Below are 18,202 nucleotides of genomic sequence, written 5' to 3' on the forward strand. Positions count from 1 at the left end.
TGCGTTATTCACATGGATGTGATCAAACACCCGCGATTTTGGCACGCTGGCGTACCAAAGCGAGGACGGCGGCGCAGGTGGGGGCCGGCAGGTCGACCCAGGCGGCCATCTCGACCACGGCGCCGAGCAGCGCCTCGATCTCGATCGGGCGGCCGCGCTCGAGGTCCTGGAGCATCGAGGTCTTGTGCGCGCCGACCTCGGCCGCGCCGTCGATCCGCTTCTCGACATCGATGGCGAAGCGCACGCCGAACGCCTCGGCGATGGCCGCGCCTTCGAGCATCATCCCCCGCGCGAGGGCGCGGGTGCCGGGGTCGGCGGTGATGACGTCGAGTGTCGCACCGGTCAGCGCGCTGATCGGGTTGAAGGCCATGTTGCCCCAGAGCTTGACCCAGATGTCGTCGCGGATGCGGGGGCGGACCGGCGCCTTGAGGCCGGCCTCGATCATCAGGCGGCTGATCAGGGCGGCGCGCTCGGTGCGGGCGCCATCGGGCTCGCCGAGGACGAAACGGTCGCCATAGGTGTGGTTGACCACGCCGGGCTCGACGATCTCGGCGGCGGGGTAGACGATGCAGCCGAGCGTCTGCGCCGGGGGCAGCGCGGCCCAGACCGCGCCCTCGGGATCGACCGCGGTGATCCGACGGTCGGTGAAGGGGGCAGGCAGGCCGTAGGTATACCACCAGGGGATGCCGTTGATCGCGGCGATGATGGTGGTCTGCGGGCCGATCAGGTGGCGGAGTTGCGGCAGGGCGGGCTCGATGCCCTGGGCCTTGAGCGTGATGAGAACATAATCCTGCGGGCCGAGTTCGGCGGCGTCGGCCACGCGGGGGCGGGTGAGAATTTTTTCCCCGCCGGAGAGGAGCAGAAGCCCGTTGGCCTCGATGGCGGCGCGATGCGGGCCGCGGGCGACGATCGAGACATCGGTGCCGGCCGCTTGCAGCCGGGCGGCGACGAGGCCGCCAATGGCCCCGGCGCCGAAGACGCAGATGCTGGTCATGCCTCGATCCCGAGGCGGGCGGCGAGGCCGACGCGCTGGACCTTGCCGGTCGGGCCCTTGGGGATCGCCTCCATGATCAGGATGCGGCGGGGCACCTTGAAGGCGGCGAGGCGGCCGGCGGCGAAATCGCGGATCGCCTGCGGGTCGGGCGCGGTGCCGGCGCGGGGGACGACGATGGCGGCGACGTCCTCGCCCAGCTTGTCGTGCGGGATGGCGAAGGTGCAGACCTCGGCGATGTCCGGATGGTCGAGCAGGGCGACATCGACCTCCAGCGGGCTGATCTTCTCGCCGCCGCGGTTGATCTGCTCCTTGAGCCGGCCGGTGAGGAAGAGATAGCCCTCGGGGTCGAGCATGCCCTGGTCGCCAGTGCGGAACCAGCCATTGGCGAAGGCCTTGGCGTTGGCGTCGGGGTTGGCGGCGTAGCCGGCAGTGACGTTGGGACCGCGGATGACGACCTCGCCGGTTTCGCCCTGCGGCAGGAGGGTGCCGTCATCGTCCATGATCGCGATTTCGGGGCCGGCGGCGATGCCGACCGAGCCGGCCTTGCGGGCGCGCGGCGGCAGCGGGTTGGAGGCCATCTGGTGGGCGGCCTCGGTCATGCCGTAGGCCTCGATCACCGGGGCGCCGAATTTCTGCTCCAGCGCCGCCATCACCTGCGGCGGCAGCGAGGCGGAGGAGGAGCGGATGAACCGCAGCCGGGCGAGCGCCCTGACCGCGTCGTCCTCGGGGGCGCGAAGCAGGATCGCCTGGTGCATGGTCGGCACCGCCGTGTACCAGGTGGGGGTTTCCTCCTCGAGCCAGGAGAAGAAGCGGAAGGCGTTGAAGCCGGGCGTGCAGCAGACGGCGGCGCCGGCGCGCAGCGAGGCGAGGGTTGCCGCGATCAGGCCGTGAATGTGGAACAGCGGCATCACGTTGAGGCAGAGATCGTCCGGCGCGAGGGCGAGGCTGGCGGAGATGTGGCGCGCCGAGGCGGCGAGGTTTTTGCTGCGCAGCGGGACGATCTTGGGACGCGCGGTGGTGCCGGAGGTGTGCAGGACCAGCGCCTCGTCCTCCGGTTCGGCCGGGCCGGGGTTGGCGGCCGGGGTTTCGGGCAGGGCTGAGACGTCGAGCGTGAACACGCCGGCGGGGGCGGACTCGTCCTCGGCGAGGTCGAGCAGGGGGATGCCGAGCCTGGCGGCGACGCCGCGCACCGGGCTGTCGGTGCCGGCGGCGACGATGACGGCGCGGGGCTTCAGGTCATCGAGATAGAATTCGAATTCCTGGTCCTTGTAGGCCGGGTTGAGTGGGGCGGCGCAGCACATCGCGGCGATGGCGGCGAAGGCGGTCGCCGCGGCGGGGCCGTTCGGCAGGACGATGGCCACACGATCGCCACGGCCGATGCCGCGCGCGTTGAGCGCGGTGCGCACCTCCTCCGCCAGGGCAGCGAGGCGGGGACCGGAACAGGGGAGCCGCGCGGGCGCGGCGATGGCGCGGGCGCCGGTATGGGCACTCAGGATGTCGTGGACCGTTTCGCTCATGGCTGGCTTGCCGCCTCCTTTTATATGCTGCGATCAGAGGTGTTAGAGCAGCTTTATCCGATCCTGATGGATCGGAACGTGCTCTGGTGCGGCGATGTCTCTGACGCGGATCGGCCCGGCGGGCAAGGGGGTGGCGCGCGTTCGACCGGGGTAGGGTCAGGGTATGGCGTAGGAGGCGATGAAGCGGCGGTCGATCCGGTCTTTCCAGCGCCGCACCCAGGCGCCGGAGACGACGAGGCCGTTGCGCGTGCCGATCGCGTGGTCCGGCCCGGTGGCGAGGAGGTAGAGGGCGGCGCGCTGCGGGCGGAAGCGGCGGAGCGGCAGGCCGGCGAGGGCGCGGCGAAGGTTTTCGGCCAGCACCGGCCCCTGCCGCACCGCGTAGAGCCCGGATTTCGGCACGCCGAGGGCGCCGAAGCCGGCGATGTCGCCGGCGGCGAAGACGGTGTCGTGCGAGCGGGAGCGCAGCGTCGGGGCGACGGCGACGAACCCCGCCGGATCGAGGGCGAGGGCGCTGCCGCGCAGCCAGGCGGGGGCGGCGGCGCCGGCGGCCCAGACCACGGCATCGGCGGCGAGGCTGGTTCCGTCATCGAGCGGGATCTGCCCCGCCCGCGGGATGCCGGCGCGCGCCGGCGGGCCGAGCGCGATGCGGCAGGCATCGAGGCGGGCGGCGACCAGGCTTGCGGCGCGGCGCAGCAGGCCGGGCAAGAGGCCGGATGGGCCGGGCAGCAGGGTGAGGGAGAGCGTCGCCGGATCGGTCCCGGTGGCGGCGCGGCGGGCGCGCAGCCGGTGCGCGAGGGCGAAGGCGAGTTCCACCCCGGCAGCACCGCCGCCGACCACGGCGAGGTGGAACGGCGCGGGGCGGGACGACGCCGCGTCCAGCGCCGGCAGATGGGCGAGCAGGGCGTCCGGCGGGCGGACCGGGATGACGCCATCGGCAGCGGGTGAAGCGGGCGGGGCGCCGATATCGAGGGCCAGCAGGTCGTAGCCGAGCGGCGCGCCGCCGGCGCGGAGGACGCGGCGCGCATCGGGGTCGAGGCCGGTCGCGCGGTCGAGGCAGAGGGTGGCGCCGGCGGCAGCGGCGAGGCGGGCGATGTCGATCCGTCCCGCTGCCGGATCGGTGCCGCCAGCGACGATGCCGGGCAGCATGCCGGAATAGGACAGGCTTGCCGACGGGGTCAGCACGGTGACGCGCAGGCCGGGATGCGGTGCTTGCGCCAGGTCGCGCAGCACCGCGATGCTGGCATGGCCGGCGCCGACGAGCAGCAGATGGCGGGCGGCCGGCATCGGCACGGGTCAGGCGGCGGCGGGCTTCACCTTGTAGCCCTCTTCCTCGATCGCGGCGGCGAGGGCGGCGGCCTCGGCGGCGGTGGCGGCGGGGATGCGCACGGTGCCGGCGGCGAGATCGACCGCGACCTCGGCGCCCGGATGCACCGCCTGCACCGCCCCGGTTACGGCGCGGACGCAATGCTGGCAGGTCATGCCTTCGACGTTGAACTCGATCATGGCGGATCTCCTCGATAGGGGCAGTATGGGTGGAAACATGGTGTCTGCCATGATGGGAAGGTCAAGGGGGCGGGTTTGACCTTCCCATCATGGCAAACCCATATCATGCGGCGAAAGGAGCCCGCCATGACCCCGAGCAATGCCGCAATGACCGATGCCGCCGATCCGCAGGCGGTGGACCTCGCGGTGGAGGGCATGACCTGCGCCTCGTGCGTGGCGCGGGTGGAGCGGGCGGCGCGGAAGGTGGCGGGGGTGAGCGGCGCGGCCGTCAATCTCGCCAGCGAGCGGGCGCGGATTTCCGGCAGCGGGTTCGACACGGCGGCGGTGATCGCGGCGATCAGCAAGGCGGGATATGCCGCGCATGAGGTGGTGGACAGCGAAGCTGCGGCCGATGCCGAGGACGCGCGGCGGGCGGCGGACGGGCGGCGGGATCTGCGCCACGTGATCCTCGCAGCACTGCTGACGGCGCCGCTGATCGGCAACATGGCGCTGCATATGGCGGGCGCGCCGCTGGCGCTGCCGGGCTGGGCCGAGCTGGCGCTGGCGACACCGGTGCAGCTCTGGCTCGGCGCGCGGTTCTATCGCGCGGGGTGGGCGGCGCTGCGGGCGGGGGCGGGGAACATGGACCTGCTCGTCGCGCTCGGCACCACCGCGGCCTATGGGCTGAGCCTGGTGCTGCTGGTGCAGGGCTGGGCCGGCGGGCAAGGGGCCGCGCAAGGCGGCGTGCCGCTCTATTTCGATTCCGCGGCGACGGTGATCACCCTCATCCTGTTCGGCAAGTGGCTGGAGGCGCGGGCGCGGCGGCAGACCGGGGCGGCGCTGGCGGCGCTGGCGGCGCTGCGGCCGACCACGGCGCGGCTGCGCGACGCCGATGGCAGCGAGCGGGACGTGCCGATCGGGCAGGTCCGGCGCGGCGATCTCGTCGCGGTACGGCCGGGCGAGCGGATTCCGGTGGATGGCGTGATCGAGGCGGGGGAGTCGAGCGTCGATCTCTCGATGCTGACCGGCGAGAGCCTGCCGGTGGCGCGCGGGCCGGGCGGGCAGGTGCCGGGCGGGGCGATCAACGGCGAGGGCGCGCTGCTGCTGCGCACCGAGGCGGTCGGGGCGGAGACGATGCTCGCCCGCATCATCCGCCTGGTGGAGACGGCGCAGGCGGAGAAGGCGCCGATCCAGCGCCTGGTGGACCGGGTGGCGGCGGTGTTCGTGCCGGTTGTCGTGGCGGTGGCGGCGGCGACGCTGGTGGGGTGGCTGCTGGCCGGGGCGGGGGCGCCGGTAGCGATCCTGAACGCGGTGTCGGTTCTGGTGATCGCCTGTCCCTGCGCCCTCGGGCTCGCGACGCCGACAGCGGTGATGGCGGGGACCGGCGTTGCCGCACGGCACGGCATTCTCGTGAAGGACGCCGAGGCGCTGGAGGCGGCGGCGCGGGTGACGGCGGTCGCCTTCGACAAGACCGGCACGCTGACCGAGGGCAAGCCCGCAGTGGTGGCGCTGGCCCCGGCCGGCGAGATGGACGCCGCGGCGCTGCTCGCCACGATGGCCGGGGTGATGGCGGGCAGCGAGCATCCGCTGGCGCGGGCGGTGTGCGCGCGGGCGGAGAGCGAGGGCATCGCGCCGCTGCCGGCGGAGGCGGTCAAGGCGCTGCCGGGGCGCGGGGTGAGCGGGGTGGTCGGCCGGCAGCGGATCATGATCGGCAGCTCCCGCCTGCTCGAGGAGACCGGCGCTGCCGCCGGGCGGCTCGGCGCGACGGCGCGGGAGCTGGAGACGGACGGGCGCAGCGTGTCCTGGGTGATCGGGACCGAGCCAGCGGGCAGCGCGGAGATGGGCGGCGCGGCGCAGGTGCTCGGGCTGGTCGGGTTCGGCGACCGGGTGAAACCGGGGGCGGCCGGCGCAGTCGCGGCACTGGCGGCACAGGGGCGGCTCGTGGCGCTGCTGACCGGCGACAATGCGGGCGCGGCCGCCGCCGTGGCGCGGGACCTCGGGATCGACAAGGTGTTTTCGGGGCGGCTGCCGGCGGACAAGGAAGAGATCATCGGCGCCCTGCGGCGGGACCGGCACGTGGTCGCGATGGTGGGGGACGGGGTGAACGACGCGCCCTCGCTCGCCGCCGCCGATATCGGGATGGCGATGGCGACGGGCACGGATATCGCGATGCATACGGCGGGGATCACGCTGATGCGCGGCGACCCGGCACTGGTCGTCGCGGCGCTGGACGTGGCGCAGGCGACGATGCGCAAGATCCGCCAGGGCCTGTTCTGGGCGTTCGTCTACAACGTCGTCGGTATTCCGCTGGCCGCACTCGGCTGGCTGAGCCCGATGGTCGCCGGCGCGGCGATGGCGGCATCGAGCGTCAGCGTGGTGACCAACGCGCTGCTGCTGCGCCGCTGGCGGCCGCAGGTGAAATAACGTCGCGTCAGTAGGTGGCGCGGCCGCCGGAGATGTCGAACACGGCGCCGGTGCTGAAGGAGGCTTCGTCCGAGGCGAGGAAGCAGATCAGCGCTGCGATTTCCTCGACCGTGCCGAAGCGGTTCATCGGGATTTTCGAAAGCATGTAGTCGATGTGCTGCTGGCTCATCTGCTCGAAGATCGCGGTGCGGACGGCGGCGGGGGTGATGCAGTTCACCGTGATCGGCGTGCCGGCGAGTTCCTTGCCGAGCGACTTGGTCAGGCCGATGACGCCGGCCTTGGAGGCGCTGTAGGCCGGGGCGTTGGGATTGCCTTCCTTCCCGGCGATGGAGGCGATGTTGACGATGCGCCCGGCATTGCGCGCGCGCATGTGCGGCACCACCGCCTTGCAGGCGCAGAACACGCCGGTGAGATTGACCTCGATGACCTGGCGCCAGGCGTCGAGCGGGTAGTCCCACGTCGGCGCGTTCGGGCCGGTGATGCCGGCGCTGGCGATGAGAACATCGATCGCGCCGTGTTCGCGCACCGCCTCGGCGGCGGCGCGTTCGAGGGCGCGCAGGTCGGTGACGTCGAGCGACACGCCGGAACAGGACGGGCCAAGATCCTGGGCAGCGGCGACGATGGCCTCGCGGCTGCGATCCCACAGGATGGCGTTGCCGCCCTCGGCGATGATGCGGGTGGCGGCGGCAAGGCCGATGCCGGCGGCACCGCCGGTGATCACCGCGGTCTTGCCCTCGAAACGGTTTTCCACTCGTGTTTTCCTTCAGATCGCGGCGCGCTTGTCGTGCTTCGCAAGGCGATGGAGCAAAAAGTCGATTTCGGCGCGCGCGGTTTCGGTGAGCTTGCCGGCGGGGACGCGCTGGACGTCATGGGCGATAACACCGCGTTTGCGAAGAACATATTTGCGGGTGGCGAGACCGACGCCTTGCTGCTGTTCGTAGCGGATCAGCGGCAGATGGGCGTCGAACAGATCATGCGCGTCGTCGCGCTTGCCCGCGTTCGAGAGGCGGACGATGTCGGCCAGCATGTCCGGGAAACAATAGCCGGTCATCGCACCATCGGCGCCGCGCTCCATTTCGAAATCGAGAAATAGCCCGCCATTGCCTGTTAGAATCGAAAGCGGGCGGAGGCTACCCTCGCGCTGGAAGGCGCGCAGCGCGGAGATTTTTTCAAGCCCCGGCCAGTCCTCGTGCTTGAGCATGACGCAGGAGGGCAGGTCCGTCACGATGCGGCGGATGACCTGCGGCGTCAAGATCACCGAGAGCGTCAGCGGATAGTCCTGGATGACGAACGGGATGTCGCTGCCGATCGCCTCGATCGCGTTGTGATAGTAGGTCACGATCTGATCATCGGTGCGCAGCGAGGGCGGCGGGGCGATCATGACGCCGGCGGCCCCCGCATCCATCACCGCGCAAGCGAGGTTGCGCATGGCGGCGAAACCGGGGGCGGAGACGCCGACAATGACGGGCACGCGCATACGGCCGATGACCTGGCGGGAGATGGCTAACGCTTCGTCAGAGTCGAGCTTTGGGGCTTCGCCCATGATGCCGAGGATGGTGATGCCAGTCGCACCGGCGGAAGAATAGAAATCGCACATGCTGTCGATCGATGTCGTATCGATCGCGCCATCGGGCAGGAACGGCGTGGGCGCGATGGGGAAGACGCCGCGCGCGGTGTGGTCGAGTTTCATTGCGGTGGCATCTTCGCCGGGGTTTCGGCGACGGGGGTGATCGGGCCCTTGCCGTCGAACCAGGACATGACGTTGCGGATCAGCAGGTCCGCCATCAGGCCGCGGGTGTGGTGCGTGCCGGTGCCGATATGCGGCACGAGAACCGCGTTGTCGCAGGCGAGAAGTGAAGCCGGGACATGTGGCTCGTTTTCGAAGACATCGAGGCCGGCGGCAAGGATTTTGCGATGGGTCAGCGCGTCGATCAGGGCGGCTTCGTCGACCACGGTGCCGCGGGCGACGTTGATCAGGATGCCATCGGGGCCGAGGGCGGCGAGCACCTCGGCATTGACGACATGGCGGGTGGCGGCACCGCCGGGGAGAACGACAATCAGCACATCGACCGCGGCGGCGAGATCGCGCAGCGAGGGGAAATGCGGATAGTCGAGATCCGGGATCCTGTTGCGCGTGTGATAGGCGATCGGCAGGTCGAAGCCCGAGAGGCGGCGGGCGACGACGCGGCCGATGCGGCCCATGCCGGCGATGCCGATGCGCCGGCCACGCAGGCTGTGGCCGAGCGGGAAGGCGCCGCCGGTCCATCTGCCGTCGCGAAGATAGCGCTCGGCGGCAGGGATCGTTCTGATCGTGGCGAGCAGGAGGCCGACGGTGAAATCGCCCATCTCGTCGTTCAGGACATCCGGCGTGTTGGTGACGATAACGCCGTGTTTGGCCGCTGCATGCGCATCGACCGTGTCGTAGCCGACGCCGAAATTCGCGATCAGTTCGAGCGCGGGCAGGCGGGCGATCAGCGGCGCATCGGTCGGGCGGCGGCCGCGCGTCACGAGGCCGCGTATCCGCGCGCCGTGCTGCGCGATCAGCGCGTCGAGATTGCTGCCGTCATCGACCAGAATGTCGAAGCGGGCGGCAAGCGAGTCCTCGATGACCGGCATCAGGTCGCCAAGGAAGAGAAGTGTGGGGCGCTCGCTCATGCGGAGGGTCCTTCGCCACGGAGGAAATCGAAATCGCAGCCTTCATCGGCTTGCAGCACGGTGGTTTCGAACAGCCTGGCATAGCCGCGCGCAGGCGGCGGGCGCATCGGCCGGGCGGCGTGATCCGCCGCGCGGCGCTGCCATTCGGCATCGTCGATCAGCAGATCGAGCGTGCGCGCGGCGACGTCGAGCCGGATCGGATCGCCGGTGCGGACGAGGGCGAGCGGGCCGCCGGAAGCGGATTCCGGGGCGATGTGCAGCACGATGGTGCCGAAGGCGGTGCCGCTCATCCGTGCATCGGAAATTCGTACCATGTCCTTCACCCCGGCGCGGGCGAGCTTGCGCGGGATCGGCAGGTAGCCGGCCTCAGGCATGCCGGGCGCGCCGATCGGGCCGGTGTTGCGCAGGACGAGGATTGTTTCGGGCGTGACATCCAGCTCGTCGGAATCGATTCTTGCCGCCATGTCCTCGACATTTTCAAAGACGAGGGCAGGGCCGGTGTGGTTCAGCAAGTGCGGCGAGGCGGCGGATTGCTTGATGACGGCGCCGCGCGGGCAGAGATTGCCGCGCAGCACGGCGAGGGCGCCGGAGGATTTCAGCGGCTTGTCGGCGGTGCGGATGACGGTCTGGCCGGGGACGATTTCGGCGGCTTCGGCGATCTCGCCGATGGTCTGCCCGCTGATGGTGGGCGCAGCAGGATCGAGATGGCGCGAAAGTTCGTGCAGCAGGCGGGGGATGCCGCCGGCATGGTGGAAATGCTCCATGTAGTGATCGCCGGAGGGTTTCAGGTCGACCAGGACGGGAACGGAACGGCCGATCGCATCCACCGTGTCGAGCTCGATCCTGGCACCGGCGCGGCCGGCCATGGCGGTGAGGTGGATGATGCCGTTGGTCGACCCGCCGATGGCTTGCAGGACGGCGAGGGCGTTGCGCAGCGAGGCAGGCGTGATGAGGTCGCGCGGGCGGGGCGCGCCGGATTTCGCCAGCTCGACGATGCGCTTGCCGCTGGCCTCGGCGATGCGGCGGCGCTCGGCATGGACGGCGGGGATGGTGGCGCTCATGGGGAGGGAAAACCCGAGCGCCTCGATCACGCAGGCCATGGTGCTCGCGGTGCCCATCACCATGCAGGTGCCGACCGAGGGGGCGAGGCGGCCGCTGATGGTTTCGATTTCAGCCGCATCGATCTGCCCGGCGCGGTGCATTCCCCAGAGGCGGCGGCAATCGGTGCAGGCGCCGAGCACCTCGCCCTTGTGATGGCCGACGACCATGGGGCCGGTGGGGACGACGATGGTGGGCAGGTTGGTGCTGATCGCGCCCATCAGCTGGGCGGGGAGGGTCTTGTCGCAGCCGCCGATGACGATCACGGCGTCCATCGGCTGGGCGCGGATCATTTCCTCGGTGTCCATCGCCATCAGGTTGCGCAGGAACATCGAGGTCGGGTGCGCGAAGCTCTCGCCGATGGAGATGGTGGGGAAGACCATCGGCAGGCCGCCGGCGAGCATGACGCCGCGCTTGGCGGCCTCGATCAGGTCGGGGCTGTTGCCATGGCAGGGATTGTAGTCGCTGCCGGTGTTGGTGATGCCGATGATGGGCCGGTCCAGCGCATCGTCGGAATAGCCCATCGCCTTGATGAAGGCCTTGCGGAGAAACAGCGAGAAGCCGGAATCGCCATAGCTGGTCAGCCCCTTGCGCAAGCCCGACATGGTCAGGCCTTCTGGCTGGCGCGGAAGGCTTCGTAGCGGGCTTTGGTTTCGGCGTTCGCCGGGTAGAGGCCGGGGAGCGGCACGCCGCGCTCGATCTCGGTCATGATCCAGGCTTCCAGCGCCTCCTGCTCGATGGCTTCGGGCACCACTTCGGCGAGCAGGGCCTGGGGGATGACCACCGCGCCATCGTCATCGACCACGATCATGTCGTTCGGGAAGACGGCGACGCCGCCGCAGGCGATGGGCTGCTGCCAGGCGACGAAGGTGAGGCCGGCGACCGAGGGCGGGGCGGCGGCGCCGCGGCACCAGACCGGCAGGCCGGTGCCGAGCACGCCGGCCAGATCGCGCATCACCCCGTCGGTGACGAGGCCGGCGACGCCGCGCTTGCCCATGCGGGCGCAGAGAATGTCACCGAAAATGCCGGCATCGGTGATGCCCATGGCGTCGGCGACGGCGATGCAGCCTTCCGGCATCGCCTCGATCGCGCCGCGGGTCGAGGTTGGCGAGGCCCAGGAGGCGGGGGTGGCGAGATCCTCGCGGGCGGGGACGAAGCGCAGGGTGAAGGCGCGGCCGACCTTGCGGCCCTGGCCAGGGGTGAGCGGCGACGTGCCGCGCAGCCAGACATTGCGCAGGCCCTTCTTGAGCAGGACCGTGGTGAGAGTCGCCGTCGAGACCGATTGCAGCGCGGCGATGAAGGCGGCGTCCTGCGCCTGGTCGGTTCCGGTATCCGGCGTCGCATTCGCGGTCATTGGCGTTCCCCCTGTCTGGCGCGGACGGCGCCATTCGGTCGTTTGTATATTAGGGGCACGCCATGCCGCAAGGCGGGTGGTCAGTCGTCATCGCCATGATGCCAGCCGTGGTAATAGCCGGGCGGGCCATAGCCGTAGGGGTAGTAGACGCAGCCGGCGAGCGCGGTGGCGAGGCCGGCAAGGGCAAGGGCCAGAATCGTGGCCCGGAGTGCGGAGCGGTTCATCTGCTGTTTCCCTCCTCGTGGATGGCGTATCAAACCCGGCAAAACCGGTGTTTCGATGACGCCAATGTGGCAGGGATGTGGAATTTTGTCCTAATTCAAGGTATTTGGGATATTATTCCAATAACGGAACTGGGAATTTATTCCGTGATTCCGCGAGATCAGGGTTTCACGAAGACCATGATGACGATGATGACCATCAGGATGGTCGGGACCTCGTTGGCGATTCGGTAGAAGCGCTCGGGCTTGATGTTGGCGTCGTTCAGGAAATTTTTCCGCCATTTGGAGAGCGCACCGTGAAAGCCGCTCATCAGGATGACGGAGATGAATTTCGTCCACCACCAGCCGGCCGACCAGGAGATGGCGCCGGGGGTGAGGATGAGCAGGATGCCGAAACTCCAGGAGGAGATCATCGCCGGGGTGGCGATCTGCTTGAGCAGGCGGCGTTCCATCACCTTGAAACGGGCGGATTCGGCGGAGCCGGGGGCGAGCTGGCAGTGATAGACATAGAGGCGCGGCAGGTAGAACAGCGCCGCCATCCAGGCGATGATCGACATCACGTGAAAGGCGAGTTCCCAGCGGTAGAACGGCGCGAGGGCGGCGATGGTCATGACTTGGCTCCGATCGCGGCGGCGAGGGCGACGAGGTCGCGCAATTCGTGGTGGCCGGCGATGATTCGGGCGGCACCGGCGGCGAGCAATGCCTCGCCATTGCCGTGCGGGGCAAAGCCGTAGCAGGTCATGCCGGCGGCGACGGCGCCGGTGATGCCGGTGACGCTGTCCTCGATCACGAGGCAGGTTTCCGGGGCGGCAGGCAGCGAGCGGGCGGCGGCGAGGAAGACATCCGGCGCCGGTTTCGGCCGTCCGCCTTCGGGGAACAGGCGCGGGGCGGAGAAGGTGCGGCCGGCCACGAGATCGCGCCAGCCGACGCGGCCGAATTTCGCGTCCATCTCGACATCGGCCGAGTTGGAGGCGATGCGCCAGGCCTGGCCGGCGGCATCGAAATGCTCGAGGATGTCGCGCGCGCCGGGAATGGGTTCGGCGTGACGCTCCATCGCGGCGACGATGCGGGCGACGAGCATCGTGTTCCAGTCGGCAGGCAGCTCGCTGCCGAGATCGGCCTCGATCATCGGGCGCATGGCGCGGAGCGAGACGCCGACGAAGCGGGCCATCGCCGCATCCGGCGTGATCGGCAGGCCCAGCTCGGTCATCGCCGCGGCGATGACGGCGGCAGAGACGCGTTCGCTATCGATCAGAACGCCATCGCAATCGAAAATGACGAGGTCAAAGCTGCGGGTCATGCCGCCTCGACCGCCCGATGCCGGGCCCAGGGGCAATCCCGGTTGCGGACATCGCAGGACCGCCCGCCACGATGCGAGCAGAGGCCGGGACCGTGGGCCACGGCGCGACGGGCGATTCCTGCCACGGCAGCGATGAAGGCGGGATCGTCGTTTTGCGCCGGGGCGCGGTAATAGCCGGGCAGCTTCAGATGGTCGGCGATTTCGCGATATTCGACATCAAGTTCGACCAGCGTTTCGATATGTTCGGAAACGAAAGCGATGGGGATAACGACGATCGCGGTCTTGTCCTTCGCGGCCTGTTCGATCGCCTGTTCGGTCGAGGGTTCGAGCCATTTCTGCGGCGTGGCGCGGGACTGGAAGCAGACCTGGTAATCGGGCCGGTGGCCGATCCGGTGCTCGATCGCCGCCATCACCGCTTCGGTGCAGGCCTCGACCTCCTCCTGGTAGGGATCGCCAGCCTTGACGATGGATTCCGGCAGGCCGTGGGCGGAGAAGAGCAGGCGGATTTTCGCACCCGAACCGAGATCGGCGCGGGCTTTCTCGTAGGTGCGGATGACCGGCTCGGCGGTGGCGGCGGCGAAAGCGGGATCGTCATACCAGCAGCAGAGCGTGGTGGTCGGAGCGACGAGGCCGGCGCGGGCGGCGGAATCGTGCCAGTCCGCCAGGGAACTGCCGGTCGTTGTCGTGGAGAATTGCGGATAGAGCGGCAGGAGCAGGATACGCTCGGGGTTCCAGGCCTTCACCTCGCGGGCGACGTCGCGCGCGAAAGGATGCCAGTAGCGCATCGCGATGAAGCATTTCGACCCGGGAAGGGCGGCTTCGAGCGCATCCGCCTGCTGGCGGGTGAGATCGAGCAGCGGCGATTTGCCGCCCATCAGCGCATAGCCTTCCTCGGCCTTTTTCTGCGCCGAACGGGCGATCAGCCGGGCGAGCCAGAAGCGGATGAAGATTGGCGCGCGGATGATCGCGGGATCGGAGAAGAGGTTGACGCGGAACGGCTTGATCGACTCGGGGCCATCGGGGCCGCCGAGGTTGAACAGCACGATCGCGGTGCGGACGGGCAGAGCGGGTTCGGAATCGTTCATGGCGCTCAGGTGGCGGCGAGGACGGATTCCTCAAGCTCGCCGGGTTCCAGCGAACGGAGGCGTTCGATCACCGCGGCGACGTGTTCGGGCGGAGTATCCGGCACGATGCCATGGCCGAGATTGAAGATGTGCGGATGGCCTTCGAGGCCGCGGGCGATCCGCTCCACCGCGTGGCCGAGCGAAACGCCGCCGGCGCGCAGCAGCAGCGGATCGAGATTGCCTTGCAGGGCGACGCGGCGCGGCGCGAGCCGGGCAAGGGCGACGGGATCGACCGATGTGTCCATCCCGACCCCGTCGATGCCGGTTTCGGCGATGTAGGACAGGGTCATCAGCCCGCCGAGACGGGGGAAGCCGATGATCTTCACCCCCGGATGACGGGTGCGGAGCTGTTCGACGATGCGCGCCGTCGGGTGGATCACATGGGCGCGGAAGAGATCCGGCGGCAGCAGCCCGGCCCAGGAGTCGAACAGCATGACGCAATCGGCCCCGGCCTCGATCTGCCAGGAGAGATAGTCGATCGTCGCGGTGGTGACGGTTTCGATCACCGCGGCGAGCAAGGCGGGATCGGCATAGGCGGTGGCGCGGGTGAGCGGAAAATCGCCGCCGCGGCCATCGATCATGTAGCAGGCGACGGTGAAGGGGCTGCCGGCGAAGCCGATCAGCGTCGTCTCCGGGGCAAGTGCCGCGCGGACGCGGGAGACGGTTTCCATCACCGGCTCGGTGCCGCGGCGCAGGGCGGCGGGGTCGAGCGCGTCCAGCGCGGGCAGACCGTCGATCCGTTCGAGGCGGGGCCCTTCGCCCTCGGCAAAGCGGAGTTTCTGGCCCAGCGCCCAGGGCAGGATCAGGATATCGCTGAACAGGATCGCCGCATCCATGCCGAAACGGCGGACGGGTTGCAGGGTCACCTCGGTCGCGAGCGCGGGCGTGGTGCAGAGGGCGATGAAGTTTCCCGCCGTTTCCCTGAGCTTGCGATATTCGGGCAGGTACCGGCCGGCCTGGCGCATCAGCCATACCGGCGGCGGCCAGACTGCCTCGCCCCCGAGCACTCTGAGAACCGGTTTTTCCGTGCTTTGTCCCGTCATGCGACCTGCCTACCTTCATTTCGACTTATAGGAAAGGACGGTGGTAGGGCTTGTGGCTGTGAACTCTGGGGAACCCCGTAAACCGGATTTTTCTGCACAAAGTTTTCCACAAGCAAAACCGGCGTATACTCTGCTGATTCTGCATCAAACCCCCAGTTTTTCCACATACGCTGGGGGCCCCCGGAAAATTCATCCACCGGCAGGGGCGGCGGAAAATTCATCCCCGCTTTCCACCGGCTCCGGTATCGCGGCCCAGGTTATCCACGCTATGAGGCAGGGCATGGACGGCAAGCGGCTCAATCTCCACCTGGTTTCCGACGCCACCGGCGACACGCTCGGCGCGGTGGCGCGGGCGGCGAGCGTGCAGTTCGAGGGGGCGGATATTCACCTGCATCGCTGGAGCCTGATCCGCTCGCGGTTGCAGCTGCACCGGGTGCTGGAGGGGATCGAGGCGGAGCGGGGGCCGGTGCTGTGCAGCCTGCTCGACCAGGCGCTGCGCCATGAGCTGGACGAGGCGTGCCAGCGGCTCGGCGTGCGCATCCAGCACGTGCTCGACCCGGTGTTCGGCCTGCTGGCCGACGAGCTGGGCGCGCCGGCGCGGCCGACGCCGGGGCGGCAATATGTGCTGGACGCGGATTATTTCCGCCGGATCGACGCGATGCACTTCGTGCTGTCGCACGATGACGGGCAGGCGCTGCGCGGGCTGGCGGAGGCGGATGTGATTCTGGTCGGCGTATCGCGCTCGTCGAAGACGCCGACCTCGTTTTATCTGGCCAATCGCGGCATCAAGGCAGCGAACGTGCCGCTGGTGCCGGGGATCGACCCGCCGGCGATGCTGGACGACCCGCCCTGCCCGGTGGTCGGGCTGTTCATCGATCTCGAACCGCTGATCGAGATCCGCCGGCACCGGCTGACCCTGCTCGGCCAGGGCAGTTCGGTGGGCGGCGGGGCGGGTGTGTTCCGCCCGGATCGCGGCGACTATGTCGACGAGGAGACGGTGAAGGCGGAGTTGCTCGGCGCGCGGCGGATCTGTGCGGCGCGGGGCTGGCCGACGGTCAATGTCACCCGCCGCTCGATCGAGGAGACCGCGGCGGCGGTGCTGAAACTGATGGACGCCTGGCACGAGCGGCGCCGGCGGGGCGGCCCGGCGGACCGGTAAGGACAGCGCGATCACGTCCGCTTGACTTCCGGGGGTGAGGCTCTAGTGTCCCCAAAACGAGACCCGACAGGTTTCGACAAGAGGCGGACACGAGCAAAATCAGTATTTTAGTGGCCTGATGGTCCCTGAAGCCCGGATGCGCCGTTCAGGGGCAGGCCACGAGCCTGAAAATGGGGAAGGTCCTGTGGCCCAGCTTTCGATGCGGCATCCGGTGTTTGGCGGTTTCATCCTGCATGAGCGGGACGGCGCCATCGTATCGGTCGATTTCGGCGCCGGCGAGGATGCGGCGGCGGATGCGCCGACACCGCTGCTGAAGCGGGCGGCTTCGGCGCTGGAGCGCTATTTCGACGGCGATGCCCTCGACGAGACCCTGCCGCTCGCGCCGGCGGGCACCGATTATCAGCGCCGCGTGTGGGATCATTTGCGCGCGATCCCGCGCGGCCAGACCAGAACCTATGCCGAGGTGGCGCGCGCCGTGGGCGGCAGCGCGCGATCGGTCGGCGGGGCGAACCGCGCCAATCCGATCCCGATCCTCATCCCGTGCCACCGGGTGCGGGCGGCGGACGGGCTCGGCGGCTATTGCGGCAGCAGCGAGGAAGGCTGGGGCCTGGCGATGAAGCGCCGGCTGCTCACCCTCGAAGGGGCTGCGTTCGGCGAACCGACGCGCCGCGGCATCTGAAAAAATCCGGGAGACAGGACATGACGACCAAGGCCATCCGTATCCACACCCATGGCGGACCTGACGTGCTGCGCTGGGAGGACGTGCCGACACCCGAGCCGGGACGCGGCGAGGCGCTGGTGCGGCACGAGGCGGTGGGGCTGAATTATATCGACGTCTATTTCCGCACCGGCCTCTACAAGATGCCGCATCTGCCGGCGACGATCGGCATGGAGGGGGCGGGGATCGTCGTCGCGGTGGGCGAGGGCGTCACCGAAGTGGCGGCGGGCGACCGCGTCGCCTATGCCGGCGGGCCGGTCGGCGCCTATGCGACCGAGCGGGTGATCGCCGCGGACCGGCTGGTGAAGCTGCCGGCGGGGATCGATTTCCAGACCGGGGCGGCGATGATGCTCCAGGGCATGACCGCGCAATACCTGCTGCGGCGGACCTATCGGGTGCAGGCGGGCGAGACCATTCTCGTGCATGCCGCGGCCGGCGGCGTCGGCCTCATCCTCTGCCAGTGGGCGCGGCATCTCGGGGCCACGGTGATCGGCGTCGTCTCGACCGAGGCGAAGGCGGATCTCGCCCGCGCGCACGGGGCGCATCACGTCATCGTCGGGCACGACAATCTCGCCGCCGAGGTGAAGCGGCTGACCGACGGCGCGATGGTGCCGGTGGTGTATGATTCGGTGGGCAAGGACACGTTCGGGCCGAGCCTCGATTCGCTGGCGCCGCTCGGGCTGATGGTCAGCTACGGCAATGCCTCGGGGCCGGTGCCGCCGCTCGATGTCGGCATTCTCGCGGCCAAGGGCAGCCTGTTCCTCACCCGGCCGACGCTTGCGACCTATACCGCCAAGCGCTCCGACCTCGTTGCCGTGGCGAACGACCTGTTCGGGGTGGTCGAGGCCGGGGCGGTGAAGATCCGCGTCAACCAGACCTTCCCCCTCGCCGAGGCGGCGGCGGCGCACGAGGCGCTGGAGGCGCGGCGGACCACCGGCAGCACCGTCCTGCTGCCCTGAGAAGGGTGGGGCGACGCGCGATCAGGATCACGATCGCGCGAGCGCCGGATTCCTGCCACGTTTGGATTTGCAGAGTGGAGAGACCCGGTGCGGTGCTTGCCGTATCGGGTTTCATTCCCACACTCCATTCCTGTCCCTCCGTGGACAGTCAAAA

At 69.4% G+C, this 18,202-nt stretch carries 18 protein-coding genes; 4 read left to right on the plus strand and 14 right to left on the minus strand.

Features of this window, described 5'->3' with window-relative positions; all coding sequences use genetic code 11:
- Positions 1–22: 22 nt before the first annotated feature.
- From HUW10_RS10855 to HUW10_RS10870, 4 genes are all read right to left on the minus strand, one after another.
- Positions 23–994 carry a 2-dehydropantoate 2-reductase gene (locus HUW10_RS10855; RefSeq protein ID WP_174503513.1) on the minus strand — a complete coding sequence of 324 codons (972 nt, stop codon included), beginning with the start codon at positions 992–994 and terminating at the stop codon, positions 23–25.
- Positions 991–2,511, minus strand: coding sequence for an acyl--CoA ligase (locus HUW10_RS10860; protein ID WP_174503514.1), 1,521 nt, complete (start codon positions 2,509–2,511; stop codon positions 991–993). The genes HUW10_RS10855 and HUW10_RS10860 overlap by 4 nt, the downstream gene beginning before the upstream one ends.
- Positions 2,512–2,667: 156 nt before the next feature.
- A complete protein-coding gene (locus HUW10_RS10865; protein ID WP_174503515.1) occupies positions 2,668–3,795 on the minus strand; it encodes an FAD-dependent oxidoreductase in 1,128 nt (375 codons plus the stop codon).
- 9 nt (positions 3,796–3,804) lie between these two features.
- Positions 3,805–4,014 (minus strand): heavy-metal-associated domain-containing protein, encoded by a 210-nt coding sequence (locus HUW10_RS10870; protein ID WP_174503516.1) that lies wholly within the window; start codon positions 4,012–4,014, stop codon positions 3,805–3,807.
- A 126-nt stretch (positions 4,015–4,140) separates the two neighbouring features.
- On the opposite strand from HUW10_RS10870, the gene HUW10_RS10875 reads away from it, so the two are divergent.
- Entirely contained in the window at positions 4,141–6,417 is a 2,277-nt protein-coding gene (locus tag HUW10_RS10875) for a cation-translocating P-type ATPase (RefSeq protein ID WP_201712608.1), read from the plus strand.
- Positions 6,418–6,424: 7 nt separating this feature from the next.
- Here HUW10_RS10875 and HUW10_RS10880 read toward each other — a convergent pair whose 3' ends face one another.
- The 10 genes from HUW10_RS10880 to hemE form a co-directional block, all read right to left on the minus strand.
- A complete protein-coding gene (locus HUW10_RS10880) occupies positions 6,425–7,168 on the minus strand; it encodes an SDR family NAD(P)-dependent oxidoreductase (protein ID WP_174503518.1) in 744 nt (247 codons plus the stop codon).
- 12 nt (positions 7,169–7,180) lie between these two features.
- Complete coding sequence (locus tag HUW10_RS10885) at positions 7,181–8,107, minus strand: dihydrodipicolinate synthase family protein (protein WP_174503519.1); 927 nt, start codon at positions 8,105–8,107, stop codon at positions 7,181–7,183.
- Entirely contained in the window at positions 8,104–9,072 is a 969-nt protein-coding gene (locus HUW10_RS10890) for a 2-hydroxyacid dehydrogenase (RefSeq protein ID WP_174503520.1), read from the minus strand. The genes HUW10_RS10885 and HUW10_RS10890 overlap by 4 nt, the downstream gene beginning before the upstream one ends.
- Positions 9,069–10,775: an IlvD/Edd family dehydratase gene (locus tag HUW10_RS10895; RefSeq protein WP_174503521.1), complete on the minus strand. Its 1,707-nt coding sequence runs from the start codon at positions 10,773–10,775 to the stop codon at positions 9,069–9,071. The genes HUW10_RS10890 and HUW10_RS10895 overlap by 4 nt, the downstream gene beginning before the upstream one ends.
- A 2-nt stretch (positions 10,776–10,777) precedes the next feature.
- The gene (locus tag HUW10_RS10900; protein ID WP_174503522.1) at positions 10,778–11,524 is read right to left on the minus strand and encodes a ribonuclease activity regulator RraA; all 747 of its coding nucleotides are present in this window, start codon (positions 11,522–11,524) and stop codon (positions 10,778–10,780) included.
- An 80-nt stretch (positions 11,525–11,604) separates the two neighbouring features.
- On the minus strand, positions 11,605–11,748 hold the full coding sequence (locus HUW10_RS10905; RefSeq protein WP_174503523.1) for a hypothetical protein: 144 nt from the start codon (positions 11,746–11,748) through the stop codon (positions 11,605–11,607).
- A gap of 158 nt (positions 11,749–11,906) precedes the next feature.
- Complete coding sequence (gene hemJ, locus HUW10_RS10910) at positions 11,907–12,356, minus strand: protoporphyrinogen oxidase HemJ (RefSeq protein WP_174503524.1); 450 nt, start codon at positions 12,354–12,356, stop codon at positions 11,907–11,909.
- On the minus strand, positions 12,353–13,045 hold the full coding sequence (locus HUW10_RS10915; protein ID WP_174503525.1) for an HAD family phosphatase: 693 nt from the start codon (positions 13,043–13,045) through the stop codon (positions 12,353–12,355). Before HUW10_RS10915 ends, hemJ begins: the two co-directional genes overlap by 4 nt.
- Positions 13,042–14,130 (minus strand): ferrochelatase, encoded by a 1,089-nt coding sequence (gene hemH, locus HUW10_RS10920; RefSeq protein ID WP_174503526.1) that lies wholly within the window; start codon positions 14,128–14,130, stop codon positions 13,042–13,044. Before hemH ends, HUW10_RS10915 begins: the two co-directional genes overlap by 4 nt.
- 5 nt (positions 14,131–14,135) lie before the next feature.
- Positions 14,136–15,212 (minus strand): uroporphyrinogen decarboxylase, encoded by a 1,077-nt coding sequence (gene hemE, locus HUW10_RS10925; RefSeq protein ID WP_174503527.1) that lies wholly within the window; start codon positions 15,210–15,212, stop codon positions 14,136–14,138.
- Positions 15,213–15,492: 280 nt separating this feature from the next.
- Here hemE and HUW10_RS10930 point away from each other — a divergent pair, with 280 nt between their 5' ends.
- The 3 genes from HUW10_RS10930 (at position 15,493) to HUW10_RS10940 (ending at position 18,048) form a co-directional block, all read left to right on the plus strand.
- Positions 15,493–16,371: a pyruvate, water dikinase regulatory protein gene (locus tag HUW10_RS10930; RefSeq protein WP_174503528.1), complete on the plus strand. Its 879-nt coding sequence runs from the start codon at positions 15,493–15,495 to the stop codon at positions 16,369–16,371.
- Between the two features lie 184 nt (positions 16,372–16,555).
- Positions 16,556–17,050: a methylated-DNA--[protein]-cysteine S-methyltransferase gene (locus tag HUW10_RS10935; protein WP_174503529.1), complete on the plus strand. Its 495-nt coding sequence runs from the start codon at positions 16,556–16,558 to the stop codon at positions 17,048–17,050.
- A gap of 20 nt (positions 17,051–17,070) precedes the next feature.
- Entirely contained in the window at positions 17,071–18,048 is a 978-nt protein-coding gene (locus tag HUW10_RS10940) for a quinone oxidoreductase (protein ID WP_174503530.1), read from the plus strand.
- Positions 18,049–18,202 lie beyond the last annotated feature (154 nt).

This window comes from Acidiphilium sp. C61 (genome assembly GCF_905116885.1).
Taxonomy (GTDB): domain Bacteria; phylum Pseudomonadota; class Alphaproteobacteria; order Acetobacterales; family Acetobacteraceae; genus Acidiphilium.